Origin of the sequence: Streptomyces anulatus (genome assembly GCF_014650675.1) — a bacterium.
GTDB classification, from domain to species: Bacteria; Actinomycetota; Actinomycetes; order Streptomycetales; family Streptomycetaceae; genus Streptomyces; species Streptomyces anulatus.
Window position 1 is genome coordinate 443,993 of sequence record NZ_BMVK01000003.1, and the last position, 13,908, is coordinate 457,900.

The following is a 13,908-nucleotide window of genomic DNA, read 5'->3' on the forward strand; positions in this document are numbered from 1 at the left end:
GCGCTTGCAATTAGTCGGCGTCTGCAATTATTGTGGACGCTCGTAAGGCGCAGACGCAACCTTTAGGGAAGGTGGAACCCATGCCGCTCGCGCTCCTCGCCCTCGCCATCGGGGCATTCGGGATCGGAACGACCGAGTTCGTGATCATGGGGTTGCTCCCCGAGGTCGCCGGTGACTTCCAGGTCTCGATCCCGACCGCGGGCTTCCTGGTGACCGGCTACGCGCTCGGTGTGGTTCTCGGCGCCCCGCTGATGACGCTGCTCGGCACCCGTGTCACCCGCAAGCGCATGCTGATGCTCCTCATGGGGCTGTTCATCGTGGGCAACGTGGTGTCCGCGCTCGCCCCGGTCTTCGGCGTCATGCTCGCCGGACGGGTGATCGCCTCCCTCGCGCACGGCGCCTTCTTCGGCATCGGTTCGGTGGTCGCGGCCGATCTGGTCGCCCCGCAGAAGAAGGCCGGGGCGATCGCCATGATGTTCACCGGGCTCACCGTCGCCAACGTCGTCGGCGTACCGCTCGGCACCCTCATCGGACAGACCGCGGGCTGGCGGACCACGTTCCTTCTCGTCGCCGTTCTGGGCGTCGTGGGACTGCTCGGCGTCGCGAAGCTCGTACCGGACCAGCCCAGGCCGGAAGGTGTGCGCATCCGCCACGAGCTGGCCGCGTTCCGCAACGTCCAGGTCCTGCTGGCGATGGCCATGACCGTCCTGGGCTTCGGCGGAGTCTTCGCCGCGATCACCTACATCACCCCGATGATGACCGGGATCGCCGGTTACTCGGCCTCGTCGGTCACCTGGCTGCTCGTCCTCTTCGGCCTCGGCATGGTGGCGGGCAACCTGATCGGCGGCAGGTTCGCCGACCGCCACCTGATGCCCATGCTGTACGTCTCGCTCGGCGCGCTCTCCGTGGTCCTCGGCCTGTTCACCGTGACCGCCCACAACAAGATCGCCGCAGCCGTCACCATCGTCCTGATCGGCGCCCTGGGCTTCGCGACCGTGCCGCCCCTGCAGAAGCGGGTCCTCGACCAGGCGGCGGGTGCGCCGACACTGGCTTCCGCGGTCAACATCGGGGCCTTCAACCTCGGCAACGCCCTCTCCGCCTGGCTCGGCGGTCTCGTGATCGCGGCCGGGCTCGGCTACACCGCCCCCAACTGGGTCGGCGCCGCGCTCGCCGCGTCGGCCCTGGTCCTGGCCGTGTTCTCCAGCCTGCTGGAGCGCCGGGAGACCGGCAAGGGCCGGATCGTCGCCGGGAGCAGTCCCGAGCCGGCCTCCGTGGTGGCGGCCCGGCACTGAGCCACCGCTCCCCAGGGGCCTCGTATCACGAAGCAGCCGCACCGCCCTCGTGGCGGTGCGGCTGCTTCGCGTCAGCCCGTCGCGAGGGTGAGCGGGGCGAACCTGCGGGCGGCGTCGCCGGGCAGGTCCGGGATGCCGTACGTCATCACGGTGGTCCCGGGGGAGGACTTCAGCCCGCTTTCCAGCAGCCAGCCGAGCAGTTCCTTGTGCCGGGAGTCGACATCCGCCCGCAGCGGCCGGTCCGTCGTGGCGGCCAGGGCCGCGATCAGGGCCTGTGCGGTGACCGTGTCCCGGGCGATCAGCGGCCCGACCACCTCGGTCTGCCCGCTCGGCCAGAGCGCCGCGTAGCCGACCAGCTCGCCGTCCTCCTCGGCGACCTGGAGCCGGTCGGAGAAGGCGGGCAGCCGGGCGAGCAGATGCGTCCGGTCGGCGCCGAACACGGGGAGGTCGAGCCGGACCAACGCCTGCAGGTCGTCCGCCGCGGCCGGGCGTGTGGTCACGGACGGGCGGGTGGTCGTGTTCGGGCGGGAGGGGGAGCCGTCGGGGCCGCCCGCTCCGAAACGGCCGCCGACACGTTCGGCCCGGCCCACGGGGGAGAAGCCGAGGTCCTCGTAGAGCGGCTGCCCCAGCTCGGTGGCGTACAGGGCGAGCGGGGTGTCCCCCACTGCTTCCATCACGTGCAGCATGAGCCGGCGGGCGAGCCCTCGACGTCCGTAGCGTTCGGCGACGAGCAGCATGCCGACCGCGATGAGGTCGGATCCGTACGGCATGGTCAGGCAGGTCGCCGCCAGGCCCTTGCCGTCCGGGGCGTCGATCCCGTACCCGGTGCCGGCCGAGAGGAGCAGCCCCCACCGGTGTTCGTCGCGCGGCCAGCCGCGGTCCTCGCAGAGATCGGCGCAGGGGACCAGGTCTCCCCGGTCCAGGCGCCGGATCGGCAGGTCGACAAGGGAGTGGGGTGATGGGCTGTGCATGGGGTCAGGCTGTCTGACGGGGTGATCGCGCGTCCACCGATTTCGCGGAACTGGCCGAGATCCGCAGCCGCCTGCCGCGCCGGGTGAGCCCCCAGGGCTTGAGCACCGAGATCGCGGTGATGAAGAGATAGGTGGCCGTGGCCACCGACGGCGCGATCACGAGGTCGATGTCCACCACTCCGTCGGCGGCCGCTGCGTTGATGCCGGGGCGCAGGGAGAAGATCGACAGGCCCGTCGTGACCAGAGTCAGCCAGAACTTGGTCCACACCCAGCGGTGCCGGGCCAGACCCCACGGAGTGCCCAACGACAGCACCAGGCCGCTCACCAGGGAGAGCAGGGCCACCGGGACCACCAGCCAGTCGCCGAAGATCTTCATGGACCGGGTGGCGGCCTCCGCGGTGGCCGGATCTCCGGAGACGAACGCGGTGATACCGAGCGTCAGCAGGCCGACGGTCAGGCCGAGCCAGCTGACGGAGACGGCGACATGGGCGACGAGGATCCCTCGGCGTACGGGGCGCATGAGTGGTTTCACGTGAAACACGATGCCGAGCGGGACGCCCCGGAGCGTCCCGCGGCGGGAGTATCCACGGGTACCCGCTGGGGAGTACGCCCGCCTGCGGGGCCGGGGCGTCTGCCCGCCGCGGGGGACGTCAGCCCAGGTCGGGGGCGTGCATCGCCCGTACGCCTTCGATGTTGCCGTCGAGGTAGTGCCGCAGGGACAGCGGAACGAGGTGCACGGCCGCGATCCCGACCCGGCTGAACGGCACCCGGACGATCTCGTACTCCCCGGTGGGTTCGTCGATCTCCGGGCCGTGCCGCAGGGAGACGTCCATCGACACCAGTCGGCAGACGAAGAAGTGCTGGACCTTCACTCCCGTCACGCCGCCGTCCGCGATGTGCTCCACGGTGTCGACGAAGCACGGGACCACGTCGACGATCTTGGCGCCCAGCTCCTCGTCGATCTCGCGGTGGAGCGCTTCGACGACGGTGGCGTCCTCCGGCTCGACCCCGCCGCCGGGCGTGAGCCAGTACGGATCGACTCCCGGCTTCGTGCGCTTGATCAGGATGAGATCGTCGCCGTCGAGCAGGACGGCGCGTGCGGTGCGCTTGACCACAGGACGTTCGGTCATGGCAAGAGAGTGGCCCGTGGAGGGCCGTCTGAAACTCCCCCGGCCTACCGGACCACCGTGTCCAGTGCCTGTTCGACGTCGGCGAGCAGGTCCTCGGGGTCCTCCGCGCCGACCGAGAAGCGGATGAATCCCTCCGCCACGGCGTCGCCGCCCCAGCGTCCCCGGCGCTCCGCGGTGGACCGGACACCGCCGAAGCTCGTCGCGTCGTCGACCAGGCGCAGCGCGGACAGGAAGCGCTCCGCGGTCTCCCGGTCGGCCAGCTCGAAGGACACCACGGACCCGAAGCGCCGCATCTGGCGCCCCGCGACGACGTGTGACGGGTCGGTGGGCAACCCCGGATACCGCAGCCCGGTGACCTCCGCGCGCCTCGCCAGCGCCTCGGCGAGAGCGAGGGCGGTGGTGCACTGCCGGTCGACCCGTAGCTGAAGAGTGGCCAGCGAACGGTGTGCGAGCCAGGCCTCCATCGGCCCCGGAATCGCCCCGACGACCTTGCGCCAGCGCCGTACGTCCGCTGTCAGACGCGGATCGCGGCAGGTCACATGGCCGAGCAGGATGTCGCCGTGCCCGGTCATGCCCTTGGTGTCGCTGGCGACCGAGAAATCGGCGCCCAGCTCCAGCGGGCGCTGGCCGATCGGGGTGGCCAGGGTGTTGTCGACGGCGACCAGCGCGCCCGCCGCGTGTGCCGCCCCGACCAGCCGCCGGATGTCGCAGACGTCCAGACCCGGGTTGGACGGGCTCTCGATCCACAGCAGTTTCGCCCCGGTCAGCAGGGCCAGCTGGGCATCGCCGCCGGTCGGCGCGGTCCGGACCTCGACCCCGTACGCCTCCAGTTGCTCCCGTACGAGCGGCAGCGCCTGGTAGCCGTCGTCGGGCAGGACCACGGCGTCGCCCGAGCGGACCTGGGAGAGCAGCACCGCGGTGATCGCCGCCATGCCCGAGGCGAACACGGTCGTGCCCACCTCCTCACCGGGAGCCTCCAGCTCGCCGATGGCCCGCTCCAGGTGGGTCCAGGTCGGGTTGCCGTCCCGGCCGTAGGTATAGGGGCCCACCGGCTCGCCGGAGAGGTGGAAGTGGGCGGCGAACACCGGGCCGGGCAGGGTGGCCCCGAACTGCTCCGGTTCGGGAAGCCCGGCGCGTACCGCACGCGTTCCGTCGCCCATGGTGCTCATGCCTGCTCCTTCGCTGCTCTCCCCGGTGGTGGACCGGTGTCCTCCGCACTCTTCCAGAGGCCCGGGGCAGCGTTCCCGGAGGTCCGGAATCTGGAATGCCGGAATCAGTTCTCGTCGGGCAGGACGACATTGAGCGCCCAGGACACGACCGAGATGATCAGCCCGCCGAGCACCGCCGTCCAGAACCCCTCGACATGGAAGCTGAGATCGAACACGCCGGCCAGCCAGGAGGTCAGCATCAGCATCAGGGCGTTGACCACCAGGGTGATCAGCCCCAGGGTCAGGATGAACAAGGGGAACGTCAGCAGCTGGACCACCGGCTTCACCAGGAAGTTCACCAGCCCGAAGATCAGCGCGACCAGGATCAGGGTGAGGGCCTTGCGGCCCGTGCTGCCGCCCTCCAACGTGATGTTGCCGATGAGCCAGATGGCAACGGCCAGCGCACCCGCGTTGGCGATCGTCTTGACTACGAAATTCTTCATGTGTCTGATCGTGGCAGACATGATCGGTGGTGGACACCGGCAGTGCAGGCACAACCGACAGCGTGGGTACAAGGGGCGGGACGGGCCATGAAGGCATTCAGACTGGATGAGCTGGAGGCGGAGCGGGCCGCCAACGACGGCGCCTATCTGCAGTTCGTGCGGGAACGCAACATGTCGGTCGGCCTGTACGCCCTGGACGCGGGAGCGCTCGATCCGCAGCAGCCGCACCAGCAGGACGAGGTCTACTTCGTCGTCAGCGGGCGTGCGTCGATCACGGTGGGGATGGAGACGACGCAGGTCGGCAGGGGAAGCGTCGTCTACGTGCCCGCGGGCACGGCCCATAAGTTCCACCACATCACCGAGGATCTGAGGGTGATGGTCGTCTTCTCGCCGCCCGAGAGCTGAGCTTCCGTCCCGGGGTTCCCTAGGGGCTCGATCAGGGGTCTTCAAGGGCTGCCCGGCCCCCGCGGAGGGCCTTCGCGCCTTTAGCATCGAGGCAAGGACTCAGAGAGACGAGGTAGAGGCGATGGCCGTGCGGGAGATATTCGCGGGAATGCCCTGGTGGGTGAAGTGGATCGCGGTGCCCGTCGTTGCGATCTTCGTGTTCGGCGGGCTGATCGCCAGCGTGATCGGATTCGTGGTCGGCCTGCTCTTCAAGGTGCTGGTCTTCGTCGTCCTGGTCGGCGGGCTGATCTTCGTCGTTCGCAAGTTCATGTCGTCGTCGTCCTCGCGCGGTGACTGGTAGTACACGGAACGCGGGCCGGTGCGGGGGCCGGCCTGTTCCGTCCGGCCCGTCCGGCCGTCCGGCCCGGGTCCGCGGGCTGAGACACGGTCAGCTCCGGCGGGTGCGGATTAGCCCAGCAGAGCTAAGTCCCGAAGGAAACCACCCGTCTGCCGCAGGCGGCCGATACAGTGGCAAACCGCTGCCGCCATCCGGAATGTGACCTTCCGTCACCATATCGATCGCCTGATCGGTCCTGGGTACGACAGTCCGGTCGTTGGCCTTCGATCGCCGGCGCCCGGACCGGTCCTCGCCGGTCACGGGCCGGATCTCCGGCCCCCTCCGGTCCTCGGGATCGCGGCAGGCCCGTGGGGGCGGCCCCCATGGGAGGGCCGACGGCCCGTCACCATGCCTGGGGGTGGCCCTTGACCACGGCATCGAGCACCGCTGTCCCGACGTTGATCGGTTCGGTTCAGCGGGCGTTGAGGCTGCTGGAGGCTGTGGGCACCCATCGGGACGGGGCGCCTGCCAAGCAGCTGGCACGCGAGGCGGGGCTTCCCCTTCCGACCGCGTACCACCTGCTGCGCACCCTCACCCATGAGGGCTATCTGCGCCGCGAGAACGGCGTCTTCCTCTTCGGCGCGGCCGCCGAGAACCTGACCGCCGCCCCCGGAGTCAGGGGCCGCCCGCGCCCCGCGTCCGTCGCCGACTCCCTCGGGCACTGGCGGGACGTCATCGGTGCCCCGGTGTACTGCGCCGTCTACTGCGACGGCGAGATCGATCTCATCGCGGTCGCGGACGCTCCCGACACCCCGGCGGTGGAGGAGTGGGCCTCGTTCCGGGAAACCGCCCACGCACACGCCATCGGTCAGTGTCTGCTCGCCCAACTCGACGAGAGGGCCCGCGAGGACCACCTCGACCGCCACCCCGTACGCCCCCTCACCCGTTACTCAGTGCGAGATCGCGCCACACTTCTGGAACGGCTGCGAACCCTCCGACGAGGTGAACCGGTCATCGAACGCCAGGAGTACGCACTGGGGACCGTGTGCGCCGCGATTCCCGTCACGGCCGGTGCCACCATTGCGGCGATGGCCATTTCCGTGCCCCTGGACCGGGAAGATCGGTTGCTGCCCGCAGTCGAACAGCTACGTGGCGAAGTTGCCAGCCTCTTGCGTTCGTTCGTGTTCTCTATCAGTATCTGAAAAATCACTCCTTGTGATCTGCTATCGCGTGCACCACGATGGCGTCAATAGGGCCATGGGGGATCATTCCTGGCCAGATTCATCTACTGCGGGGTTGAACGATGCGCGAGTCGGTTCAAGCAGAGGTCATGATGAGCTTCCTCGTCTCCGAGGAGCTCTCGTTCCGTATTCCGGTGGAGCTCCGGTACGAGGTCGGCGATCCGTACGCCATCCGGATGACGTTCCACCTGCCCGGCGATGCCCCTGTGACCTGGGCGTTCGGCCGCGAACTGCTGCTGGACGGGCTCAACAGCCCGAGCGGCGACGGAGATGTGCACATCGGTCCGACCGAGCCCGAGGGCCTCGGCGATGTGCACATCCGGCTCCAGGTCGGCGCGGACCGTGCGCTGTTCCGGGCGGGGACGGCGCCGCTGGTGGCGTTTCTCGACCGGACGGACAAGCTCGTGCCGCTCGGTCAGGAACACACGCTGGGTGACTTCGACGGGAACCTGGAGGATGCGCTCGGCCGCATCCTCGCCGAGGAGCAGAACGCGGGCTGACCGGGTGCGCCCCGTGGCCCGTCACCCCTTCCTGCGACGACGGCCCCGGCCGGTCCGCGCGGGTGCGGCCGTAGCCGCCTGTGCGCCGCCGGACCCCGACCGGTCCGCGGAGACGACCAGCGCGGCGAGCACCGTGGTCACCGGCACCGAGGCGACCAGACCGATCGACCCGACCAGCGTGCGGACGATCTCCTCGGCGACCAGCTCGCTGTTGGCCACCGTCCCCACACTGCTCTGGGCGATGGAGAAGAGCAGCAGCAGCGGCAACGCCGCGCCCGCGTACGCCAGCACCAGGGTGTTGACCACCGAGGCGATGTGGTCCCTTCCGATCCGGATACCTGCCCGGTACAGCCCCTTCCAACCCATCTCCGGGTCCGCCTGGTGCAGTTCCCAGACGGCGGAGGTCTGGGTGACCGTCACATCGTCGAGCACCCCGAGCGAACCGATGATGACGCCGGCCAGCAGCAGACCGCTCATATCGATGTCCGGGTAGAGGCCGTGGATGAGGCCGGTGTTGTCGTCGGTGTTGCCGCTCAGGCTCGCCCAGCCGATGAACAGGGAGCCCAGCAGCCCGATCAGCAACAGTGAGATCAGCGTGCCGACGACCGCGACAGACGTACGGGCCGTCACCCCGTGGCACAGATAGAGGGCCGCCAGCATGATCGCGCTGGCCCCGATCACTGCCACGACCAGCGGGTTCGAGCCCTGCAGGATCGCCGGCAGGATGAACAGGGTCAGCACGGCGAACGACACGGCCAGCGCCACCAGCGCCATCACCCCGCGCATCCTGCCCACCAGGACCACCGCCAGTGCGAAGATCCCGGCCAGCACCGCCATCGGGATCTTCCGGTCCACGTCGGTCACGGAGTACTGGAGGTCGCGCGGCGCGTCGGGGGCGTACGCCACGACCACGCCCTGACCCTCCTTCAGCTGTCGGGGCGCGTCCGGCTGGACCACCTCGACGAAGGTGCGGCCCTTGTCGTCGCCGCTGGTCACCTCGATGGTGGCCTTCGCGCACTCCCCCTCCTGCTCGTTGACGGCTTCCCGGCCGGAGGGCGTGGAGGTGTCGCCGGTCGGGGGAACCTGCGCGGCGTTGACGTCCGCGCAGTCGACCTGGACGACCTGGACGACCTTGCCGTCCTGCGTCTGCCGGTCGAATCCGACGCCGGTGCGCTCGTGGTCGGGCGCGCCGCCGGGCCAGAACGCGATCAGGCCGACGACGACCGCCGTCGCGAACGGGATCACCACGGCGGCGATGACCTTGCGCAGATGCCGGGAGACCGGAGCGGCCGGCCCGTGACTGTGGGTGTGGCCGTGGCTGTGGCCCTGGGGCGGCTGGGGTGCGGGGTCGCTTTGGGGGGAGGTCACGGGGCGATCATCGCAAGAACAGGAGGGCCCTCTGGTCAGCTCGCCGGAAAGGACGCTAGCGTGGAGGCACCTTTGCACACGCGGGAGCTCGGAGCACCGGGCTGAGAGGGCGCTGATCGCCGTACATCCGTACGGGAAACGCTGCGCCGACCGCCGAACCTGTTACCGGGTAATGCCGGCGTAGGGAGTAGGTCTCATGACCACAGCGGACGCACGCACGCCTGCCTCGAAACAGAACGACGAGTCTCGCACCGACGAGACGCCGAACGACGAGGCCGGGAAGTCCATCGGCTGGCACAAGGGGTACGTCCAGGGCTCGCGCCCGGACCTCCGGGTGCCGGTCCGACAGGTGCACCTCACCAACGGCAAGGACGTGACGCTGTACGACACGTCGGGGCCGTACACCGATCCCTCCATCGACACCGATGTCCGCCGCGGCCTCGCGCCCCTGCGGGAGAACTGGATCATCGCCCGCGGCGACACCGAGGAGTACGCGGGCCGGCCGGCCCGCCCCGAGGACGACGGGCTCAAGCACACCTCGCCGCGCGGCGGACTGCGCAACCTCGACGCCGTCTTCCCCGGCCGCCCGCGCCAGCCGCGCCGCAGCCGCGACGGACGCCCCGTCACCCAGCTCGCGTACGCCCGGCGGGGGGAGATCACCCCGGAGATGGAGTACGTGGCGATCCGGGAGAACGTGGCGGCCGAGGTCGTCCGCGAGGAGATCGCGGAGGGCCGGGCGGTGCTGCCCGCCAACGTCAACCACCCCGAGATCGAGCCGATGATCATCGGCAAGCGGTTCCTGGTGAAGGTCAACGCCAACATCGGCAACTCGGCCGTCACCTCCTCCATCGAGGAGGAGGTGGACAAGATGACCTGGGCGACGAAGTGGGGCGCGGACACGGTCATGGACCTGTCCACCGGCCGCAACATCCACACCACCCGTGAATGGGTGCTGCGCAACTCCCCCGTGCCGATCGGCACCGTCCCGCTCTACCAGGCCCTGGAGAAGGTCGACGGCCGGGCCGAGGAGCTGACCTGGGAGATCTACAAGGACACCGTCATCGAACAGGCCGAGCAGGGCGTGGACTACATGACGGTGCACGCCGGTGTGCGTCTGCCGTACGTTCCGCTGACGGCCCGCCGCAAGACCGGCATCGTCTCGCGCGGCGGCTCGATCATGGCGGCCTGGTGTCTCGCCCACCACAAGGAGTCGTTCCTCTACGAGCACTTCGAGGAGCTCTGCGAGATCCTCGCGACGTACGACGTCACCTACTCCCTGGGCGACGGACTGCGGCCCGGGTCGATCGCGGACGCCAACGACGAGGCGCAGTTCGCCGAGTTGCGCACGCTGGGCGAGCTGAACACGATCGCCAAGCGGTTCGGCGTCCAGACCATGATCGAGGGCCCCGGGCATGTCCCGATGCACAAGATCAAGGAGAACATCGACCTCCAGCAGGAGATCTGCGAGGAGGCGCCGTTCTACACGCTCGGCCCGCTGACCACGGACGTCGCGCCGGCCTACGACCACATCACCTCCGGTATCGGCGCCGCGATGATCGCCTGGTGGGGCACGGCGATGCTCTGCTACGTCACGCCCAAGGAGCACCTGGGACTGCCGAACCGGGACGACGTGAAGACGGGGGTCATCACCTACAAGATCGCCGCCCACGCGGCCGACCTGGCCAAGGGGCACCCGGGTGCGCAGGAGTGGGACGACGCCCTCTCCGACGCGCGGTTCGAGTTCCGCTGGGAGGACCAGTTCAACCTGGCCCTCGACCCGGACACGGCGCGGGAGTTCCATGACGAGACGCTGCCCGCCGAACCGGCGAAGACGGCGCACTTCTGCTCGATGTGCGGGCCGAAGTTCTGCTCGATGAAGATCTCCCAGGACATCCGGCGTCAGCACGGCGGTTCGCAGGAGGAGATCGAGCAGGGCATGGCCGAGAAGTCGAAGGAGTTCGCGGCCGCCGGCAACCGGGTCTACCTGCCCATCGCCGACTGACCTGCCCATCGCCGATCGACCCGTCCCCGGCCGCCGGATCCTCCCCGGCGGCCGGGGGCGAATCGCGTTCAATGGGTAACTTGCGTCAGTTCACTGCTCTTTGGCCTGATTGATTGCCTTGTTAAGCGACAGTATGGACACAGTCGTGTGGCAGCTCTATGTACGTTTGGCCCGCAGCTCACATGCGCTTGACCCCTTCCTTATCTGTGGCTTACTTTCCGGCTTGCTTGGCTTGATTGGTGTGCCCTCGGAACGGGGGCCGGGGAGGGAATCACAGTGAACTGGTACCTGGACGTACTCAAGAACTACGCAGGCTTCAGCGGACGCGCGCGCCGCAAGGAGTACTGGATGTTCGTGCTCTTCAACTTCATCGTCGCCGTGGTGCTGTCGGCCATCGGCGCGGCGATCAGCACGCAGATCCCGTACTACCTCTACCTCGCCGCGACCATCGTTCCGTCGCTGGCGGTCATGGTGCGTCGTCTGCACGACACCGGCCGCTCGGGCTGGTGGTTCTTCATCTCGTTCGTCCCGCTGGTCGGCTTCATCATCCTGATCGTCTTCCTCGCCTCGGAGGGCAAGCCGGAGGCGAACCAGCACGGCGCCAACCCGAAGCTGGCTCCGCAGGGCCTCTGATCCACCGCTCCGGTCCTTCCGGAGCATCCCCCGGGCCGGGCGCGGCAGTTGCCGCCCCGGCCCGCGGTGTGTCCGGAGCCGTGACGGAGCCCGTGCCCGGGGCCCGGCCTCAGTCCGGCTGGTGTTCGGGGCCGCCGAAGTCCGGGCTCGTGAAATCGGGGCTGGTGAAGGTCGGCCGGGGACCGGCCGCCGGGCCGTCGTCGGGGCCGGAGAAGTCCGGCCTGCTGTACCCGACCTTCGGGATGCGGTTGGGCGAGCGGTGCGGGGTCCGCGCGGCGGGCCCCGCGGTGGGGTCGGCCAGGGCGTCCCGGAGGAACGGGAGGATGCCGCGCTCCAGCAGGGCGTGGCGCCACGCCTCCCTGGCCCGTGCGACGTCCTCCGGAAGCTCCTGCTCCTCGTTCTCGGCGGCCAGCGACGTCGCGCCGTTGCGGAGTGCGGTGACGAGCAGCCCCACGGCCGCGACCAGGATCGCCGCGGCGGCGACCGCCGCGAAGAACCACCCGGCCGCGACCAACGAGCCGCCGAACGTCACCGATGGGCCGACCGCCTTCAGCAGGTAGCCGACGAGCAGGAAGATGACGGCCGCGGAGCCGGCCAGCAGCGGGGTCAGGACCGTGATGACCGCGCCTATGCCGGCGCCCGATCCGGCCGCCGTGCTCTGCGGCCCGTCCGGGGCCGGGGCGCCGTCGGCCCCTTCCGCGGTCGCCGCGCGGCGCAGCTCGCCGCGGGCCTTGACGTAGTGCTCGTACTCGGTGGCCGCGGCCGCGGTGATCAGCGCCGTGGCGCTGAGCGCCATGGTGCGCAGCTGTTCGGTGTTGAGCCGGTCCCCGACGCCCTCCAGGTCCGGGCGTTCATGGGCGTGGCGCAGTGCGTCGCCCAGGATCCGCTCGTACTCGGGTCCGTCCTCGGCCAGCAGGTGCGGAGCGCTTGTCATCTGCATCCCCCGATGCTCCGTCGGTGCCCGGCTGCCCGCGTGGACCGGGCGATCGGGCGGAAACGGAGGAGAGCCTGCCACTGATACGCCGATGGTAGAGCGCTCACGGCACGGGGTGACAGGGTGTTTCCAGAATTGGGCCCGGTGACGGGCCCGTTGATCGGCGAGGTCGGCGCAGGCGGAACCTGAAGCGCCTTCCCCGCCGACGGTCAGTCATGCAGCGGGAGCTGAACCACCAACAGCTTTCCGGCCATGGTCACTCCGCCGTCCATGGCGATGGCGAGGTCGTCCGCGTAGACGTGCGGTCCGTTGATCACGGGCCCCGTGCTGTCCTCGCCCTCCTCCGTGCCGACCTCGCCCAGGAGGTACGGAATGGGGCTGTGACCATGGACGACGCGCTGTCCGCCGTACGTCGTCAGCAGCTCGCGCACCGCTTGGGCGCCGCCCTCGTCCCGGAAGGCGAACCGCTTGGTGAGCTTGCGGAAGAGGTCCCAGCACTCGTCGGCGTCATTGCGCGTGAGAATGGCCGTGATCGTGTCATTGACGTCCTCGATGGTGGACCCGTAGTCGAGGTAGGCCGTCGTGTCGGAGTGCATCAGCAGATGCCCGTCCTCCTCGACGACCGCGTCGAGCCGGGACATCCACTGGAGGTGGACGTCCTGGAGGCGCTCCATGTCGGTCTTCTGGCCGCCGTTGAGCAGCCAGGCGGCCTGGAAGGTGGCGGTGCCGGCCCCGGAGTTGACGGGGGTGTCGGCGAACCGCTTGGCGCCGATCAGCAGCAGCTCGTGGTTGCCCATCAGGGCCTTGCAGTAGCCGCCGGCCGCCGCCGCCTCGGCGGAGAGCCGCATGACCAGGTCGATGACCCCGATGCCGTCGGGACCTCGGTCGGTGAAGTCGCCGAGGAACCACAGCCGGGCGTTGCCCGCGGCCCAGTTCCCGTCGGCGTCGATGAGGCCCTGTTCGCCGAGGGCGGCGATCAGCTCGTCCAGGTAGCCGTGGACGTCGCCGACGACGAAGAGCGGTCCCCGGCTGCCCTCGGCCACGGGGCGCGGTTCGGGAACGGTCTGCACCTGGACCGTGTCGCCGCGACGGATGACCGGGAGGTCCCGCTCGGTCGGCGTGTAGCCCTCCGGCTGCTCGTCGCCCACGACGGCGTTGCCGGGATGCGGTGCACGGGGCGGCGCGGGAGCGCGCGGCGGCACCGGCGCACCGGGTGCCGGGGGCACGGATGCGCCCGGTGCCGGCGGGTTCGGTTCCGGCACGTGCGGCGGCACCGGGGAAGGAGGTGCCGCCTGTGCCTGCGGTGGCACGGGTGTCTGCGCATACGGCGGAACCCGGAAGTCACGCAACGTCGCCGTCCGCACCACGGGTTCCTGACCGGCCCCCTGAGTCATCGACCCCTCCACCACCGTCGCGCCGCCGTACACCTGACGGGCCCTGCCTGGTAGAGGTGGTCCGCGGTGTC

The 13,908-nt window shown here is 69.8% G+C and carries 15 protein-coding genes; 7 read left to right on the forward strand and 8 right to left on the reverse strand.

Annotated features, from left to right (window positions below; translation table 11 throughout):
• The first annotated feature begins 80 nt into the window (after window positions 1-80).
• Window positions 81-1,292 carry an MFS transporter gene (locus IE272_RS10430; RefSeq protein WP_190006691.1) on the forward strand — a complete coding sequence of 404 codons (1,212 nt, stop codon included), beginning with the start codon at window positions 81-83 and terminating at the stop codon, window positions 1,290-1,292.
• A gap of 71 nt (window positions 1,293-1,363) precedes the next feature.
• Here the strand turns inward: IE272_RS10430 and IE272_RS10435 are convergent, their stop codons facing one another.
• From IE272_RS10435 to IE272_RS10455, 5 genes are all read right to left on the reverse strand, one after another.
• Window positions 1,364-2,263, reverse strand: coding sequence for a GNAT family N-acetyltransferase (locus IE272_RS10435; protein WP_057664383.1), 900 nt, complete (start codon window positions 2,261-2,263; stop codon window positions 1,364-1,366).
• A 4-nt stretch (window positions 2,264-2,267) separates the two neighbouring features.
• Complete coding sequence (locus tag IE272_RS10440; RefSeq protein WP_190006692.1) at window positions 2,268-2,795, reverse strand: DUF2269 domain-containing protein; 528 nt, start codon at window positions 2,793-2,795, stop codon at window positions 2,268-2,270.
• A 118-nt stretch (window positions 2,796-2,913) separates the two neighbouring features.
• Window positions 2,914-3,393, reverse strand: a complete 480-nt coding sequence (locus IE272_RS10445; protein WP_050359873.1) for an NUDIX domain-containing protein — start codon at window positions 3,391-3,393, stop codon at window positions 2,914-2,916.
• A 44-nt stretch (window positions 3,394-3,437) separates the two neighbouring features.
• Window positions 3,438-4,562: a cystathionine gamma-lyase gene (locus IE272_RS10450; RefSeq protein WP_056702165.1), complete on the reverse strand. Its 1,125-nt coding sequence runs from the start codon at window positions 4,560-4,562 to the stop codon at window positions 3,438-3,440.
• Window positions 4,563-4,666: 104 nt separating this feature from the next.
• Window positions 4,667-5,044 carry a phage holin family protein gene (locus IE272_RS10455; RefSeq protein ID WP_007453829.1) on the reverse strand — a complete coding sequence of 126 codons (378 nt, stop codon included), beginning with the start codon at window positions 5,042-5,044 and terminating at the stop codon, window positions 4,667-4,669.
• Window positions 5,045-5,131: 87 nt separating this feature from the next.
• Between IE272_RS10455 and IE272_RS10460 the strand changes: the two genes are divergently transcribed.
• The 4 genes from IE272_RS10460 to IE272_RS10475 all read left to right on the forward strand — a co-directional run bounded on the left by IE272_RS10460 (window position 5,132) and on the right by IE272_RS10475 (window position 7,506).
• Window positions 5,132-5,449 carry a cupin domain-containing protein gene (locus IE272_RS10460; protein ID WP_007453830.1) on the forward strand — a complete coding sequence of 106 codons (318 nt, stop codon included), beginning with the start codon at window positions 5,132-5,134 and terminating at the stop codon, window positions 5,447-5,449.
• Window positions 5,450-5,576: 127 nt separating this feature from the next.
• Window positions 5,577-5,789 carry a DUF5326 family protein gene (locus tag IE272_RS10465; RefSeq protein ID WP_032792922.1) on the forward strand — a complete coding sequence of 71 codons (213 nt, stop codon included), beginning with the start codon at window positions 5,577-5,579 and terminating at the stop codon, window positions 5,787-5,789.
• A gap of 401 nt (window positions 5,790-6,190) precedes the next feature.
• Window positions 6,191-6,967, forward strand: a complete 777-nt coding sequence (locus tag IE272_RS10470) for an IclR family transcriptional regulator (RefSeq protein WP_229897259.1) — start codon at window positions 6,191-6,193, stop codon at window positions 6,965-6,967.
• A gap of 101 nt (window positions 6,968-7,068) precedes the next feature.
• Window positions 7,069-7,506 (forward strand): SsgA family sporulation/cell division regulator, encoded by a 438-nt coding sequence (locus IE272_RS10475; RefSeq protein WP_024263706.1) that lies wholly within the window; start codon window positions 7,069-7,071, stop codon window positions 7,504-7,506.
• A 21-nt stretch (window positions 7,507-7,527) separates the two neighbouring features.
• Here the strand turns inward: IE272_RS10475 and IE272_RS10480 are convergent, their stop codons facing one another.
• The gene (locus IE272_RS10480; protein WP_073958291.1) at window positions 7,528-8,874 is read right to left on the reverse strand and encodes a YibE/F family protein; all 1,347 of its coding nucleotides are present in this window, start codon (window positions 8,872-8,874) and stop codon (window positions 7,528-7,530) included.
• A 196-nt stretch (window positions 8,875-9,070) separates the two neighbouring features.
• Here IE272_RS10480 and thiC point away from each other — a divergent pair, with 196 nt between their 5' ends.
• Together thiC and IE272_RS10490 are read left to right on the forward strand one after the other, a co-directional pair.
• A complete protein-coding gene (gene thiC / locus IE272_RS10485; protein ID WP_050359877.1) occupies window positions 9,071-10,876 on the forward strand; it encodes a phosphomethylpyrimidine synthase ThiC in 1,806 nt (601 codons plus the stop codon).
• A 276-nt stretch (window positions 10,877-11,152) separates the two neighbouring features.
• Window positions 11,153-11,509, forward strand: a complete 357-nt coding sequence (locus IE272_RS10490) for a DUF805 domain-containing protein (RefSeq protein WP_190006693.1) — start codon at window positions 11,153-11,155, stop codon at window positions 11,507-11,509.
• A 109-nt stretch (window positions 11,510-11,618) separates the two neighbouring features.
• On the opposite strand, the gene IE272_RS10495 is transcribed toward IE272_RS10490, so the two are convergent.
• On the reverse strand, window positions 11,619-12,449 hold the full coding sequence (locus tag IE272_RS10495) for a hypothetical protein (RefSeq protein ID WP_050359879.1): 831 nt from the start codon (window positions 12,447-12,449) through the stop codon (window positions 11,619-11,621).
• 203 nt (window positions 12,450-12,652) lie between these two features.
• Complete coding sequence (locus tag IE272_RS10500) at window positions 12,653-13,852, reverse strand: metallophosphoesterase (protein WP_268254164.1); 1,200 nt, start codon at window positions 13,850-13,852, stop codon at window positions 12,653-12,655.
• Window positions 13,853-13,908: the final 56 nt, after the last annotated feature.

Bases quoted from the DNA above. Each gene is read 5' to 3' on its own strand.
- IE272_RS10430 (WP_190006691.1), top strand. From the start codon at position 81: ATGCCGCTCGCGCTCCTCGCCCTCGCCATCGGGGCATTCGGGATCGGA.
- IE272_RS10475 (WP_024263706.1), top strand. From the start codon at position 7,069: ATGCGCGAGTCGGTTCAAGCAGAGGTCATGATGAGCTTCCTCGTCTCC.
- IE272_RS10460 (WP_007453830.1), top strand. From the start codon at position 5,132: ATGAAGGCATTCAGACTGGATGAGCTGGAGGCGGAGCGGGCCGCCAAC.
- thiC (WP_050359877.1), top strand. From the start codon at position 9,071: ATGACCACAGCGGACGCACGCACGCCTGCCTCGAAACAGAACGACGAG.
- IE272_RS10435 (WP_057664383.1), bottom strand. From the start codon at position 2,263: ATGCACAGCCCATCACCCCACTCCCTTGTCGACCTGCCGATCCGGCGC.
- IE272_RS10455 (WP_007453829.1), bottom strand. From the start codon at position 5,044: ATGAAGAATTTCGTAGTCAAGACGATCGCCAACGCGGGTGCGCTGGCC.
- IE272_RS10495 (WP_050359879.1), bottom strand. From the start codon at position 12,449: ATGCAGATGACAAGCGCTCCGCACCTGCTGGCCGAGGACGGACCCGAG.
- IE272_RS10445 (WP_050359873.1), bottom strand. From the start codon at position 3,393: ATGACCGAACGTCCTGTGGTCAAGCGCACCGCACGCGCCGTCCTGCTC.
- IE272_RS10450 (WP_056702165.1), bottom strand. From the start codon at position 4,562: ATGAGCACCATGGGCGACGGAACGCGTGCGGTACGCGCCGGGCTTCCC.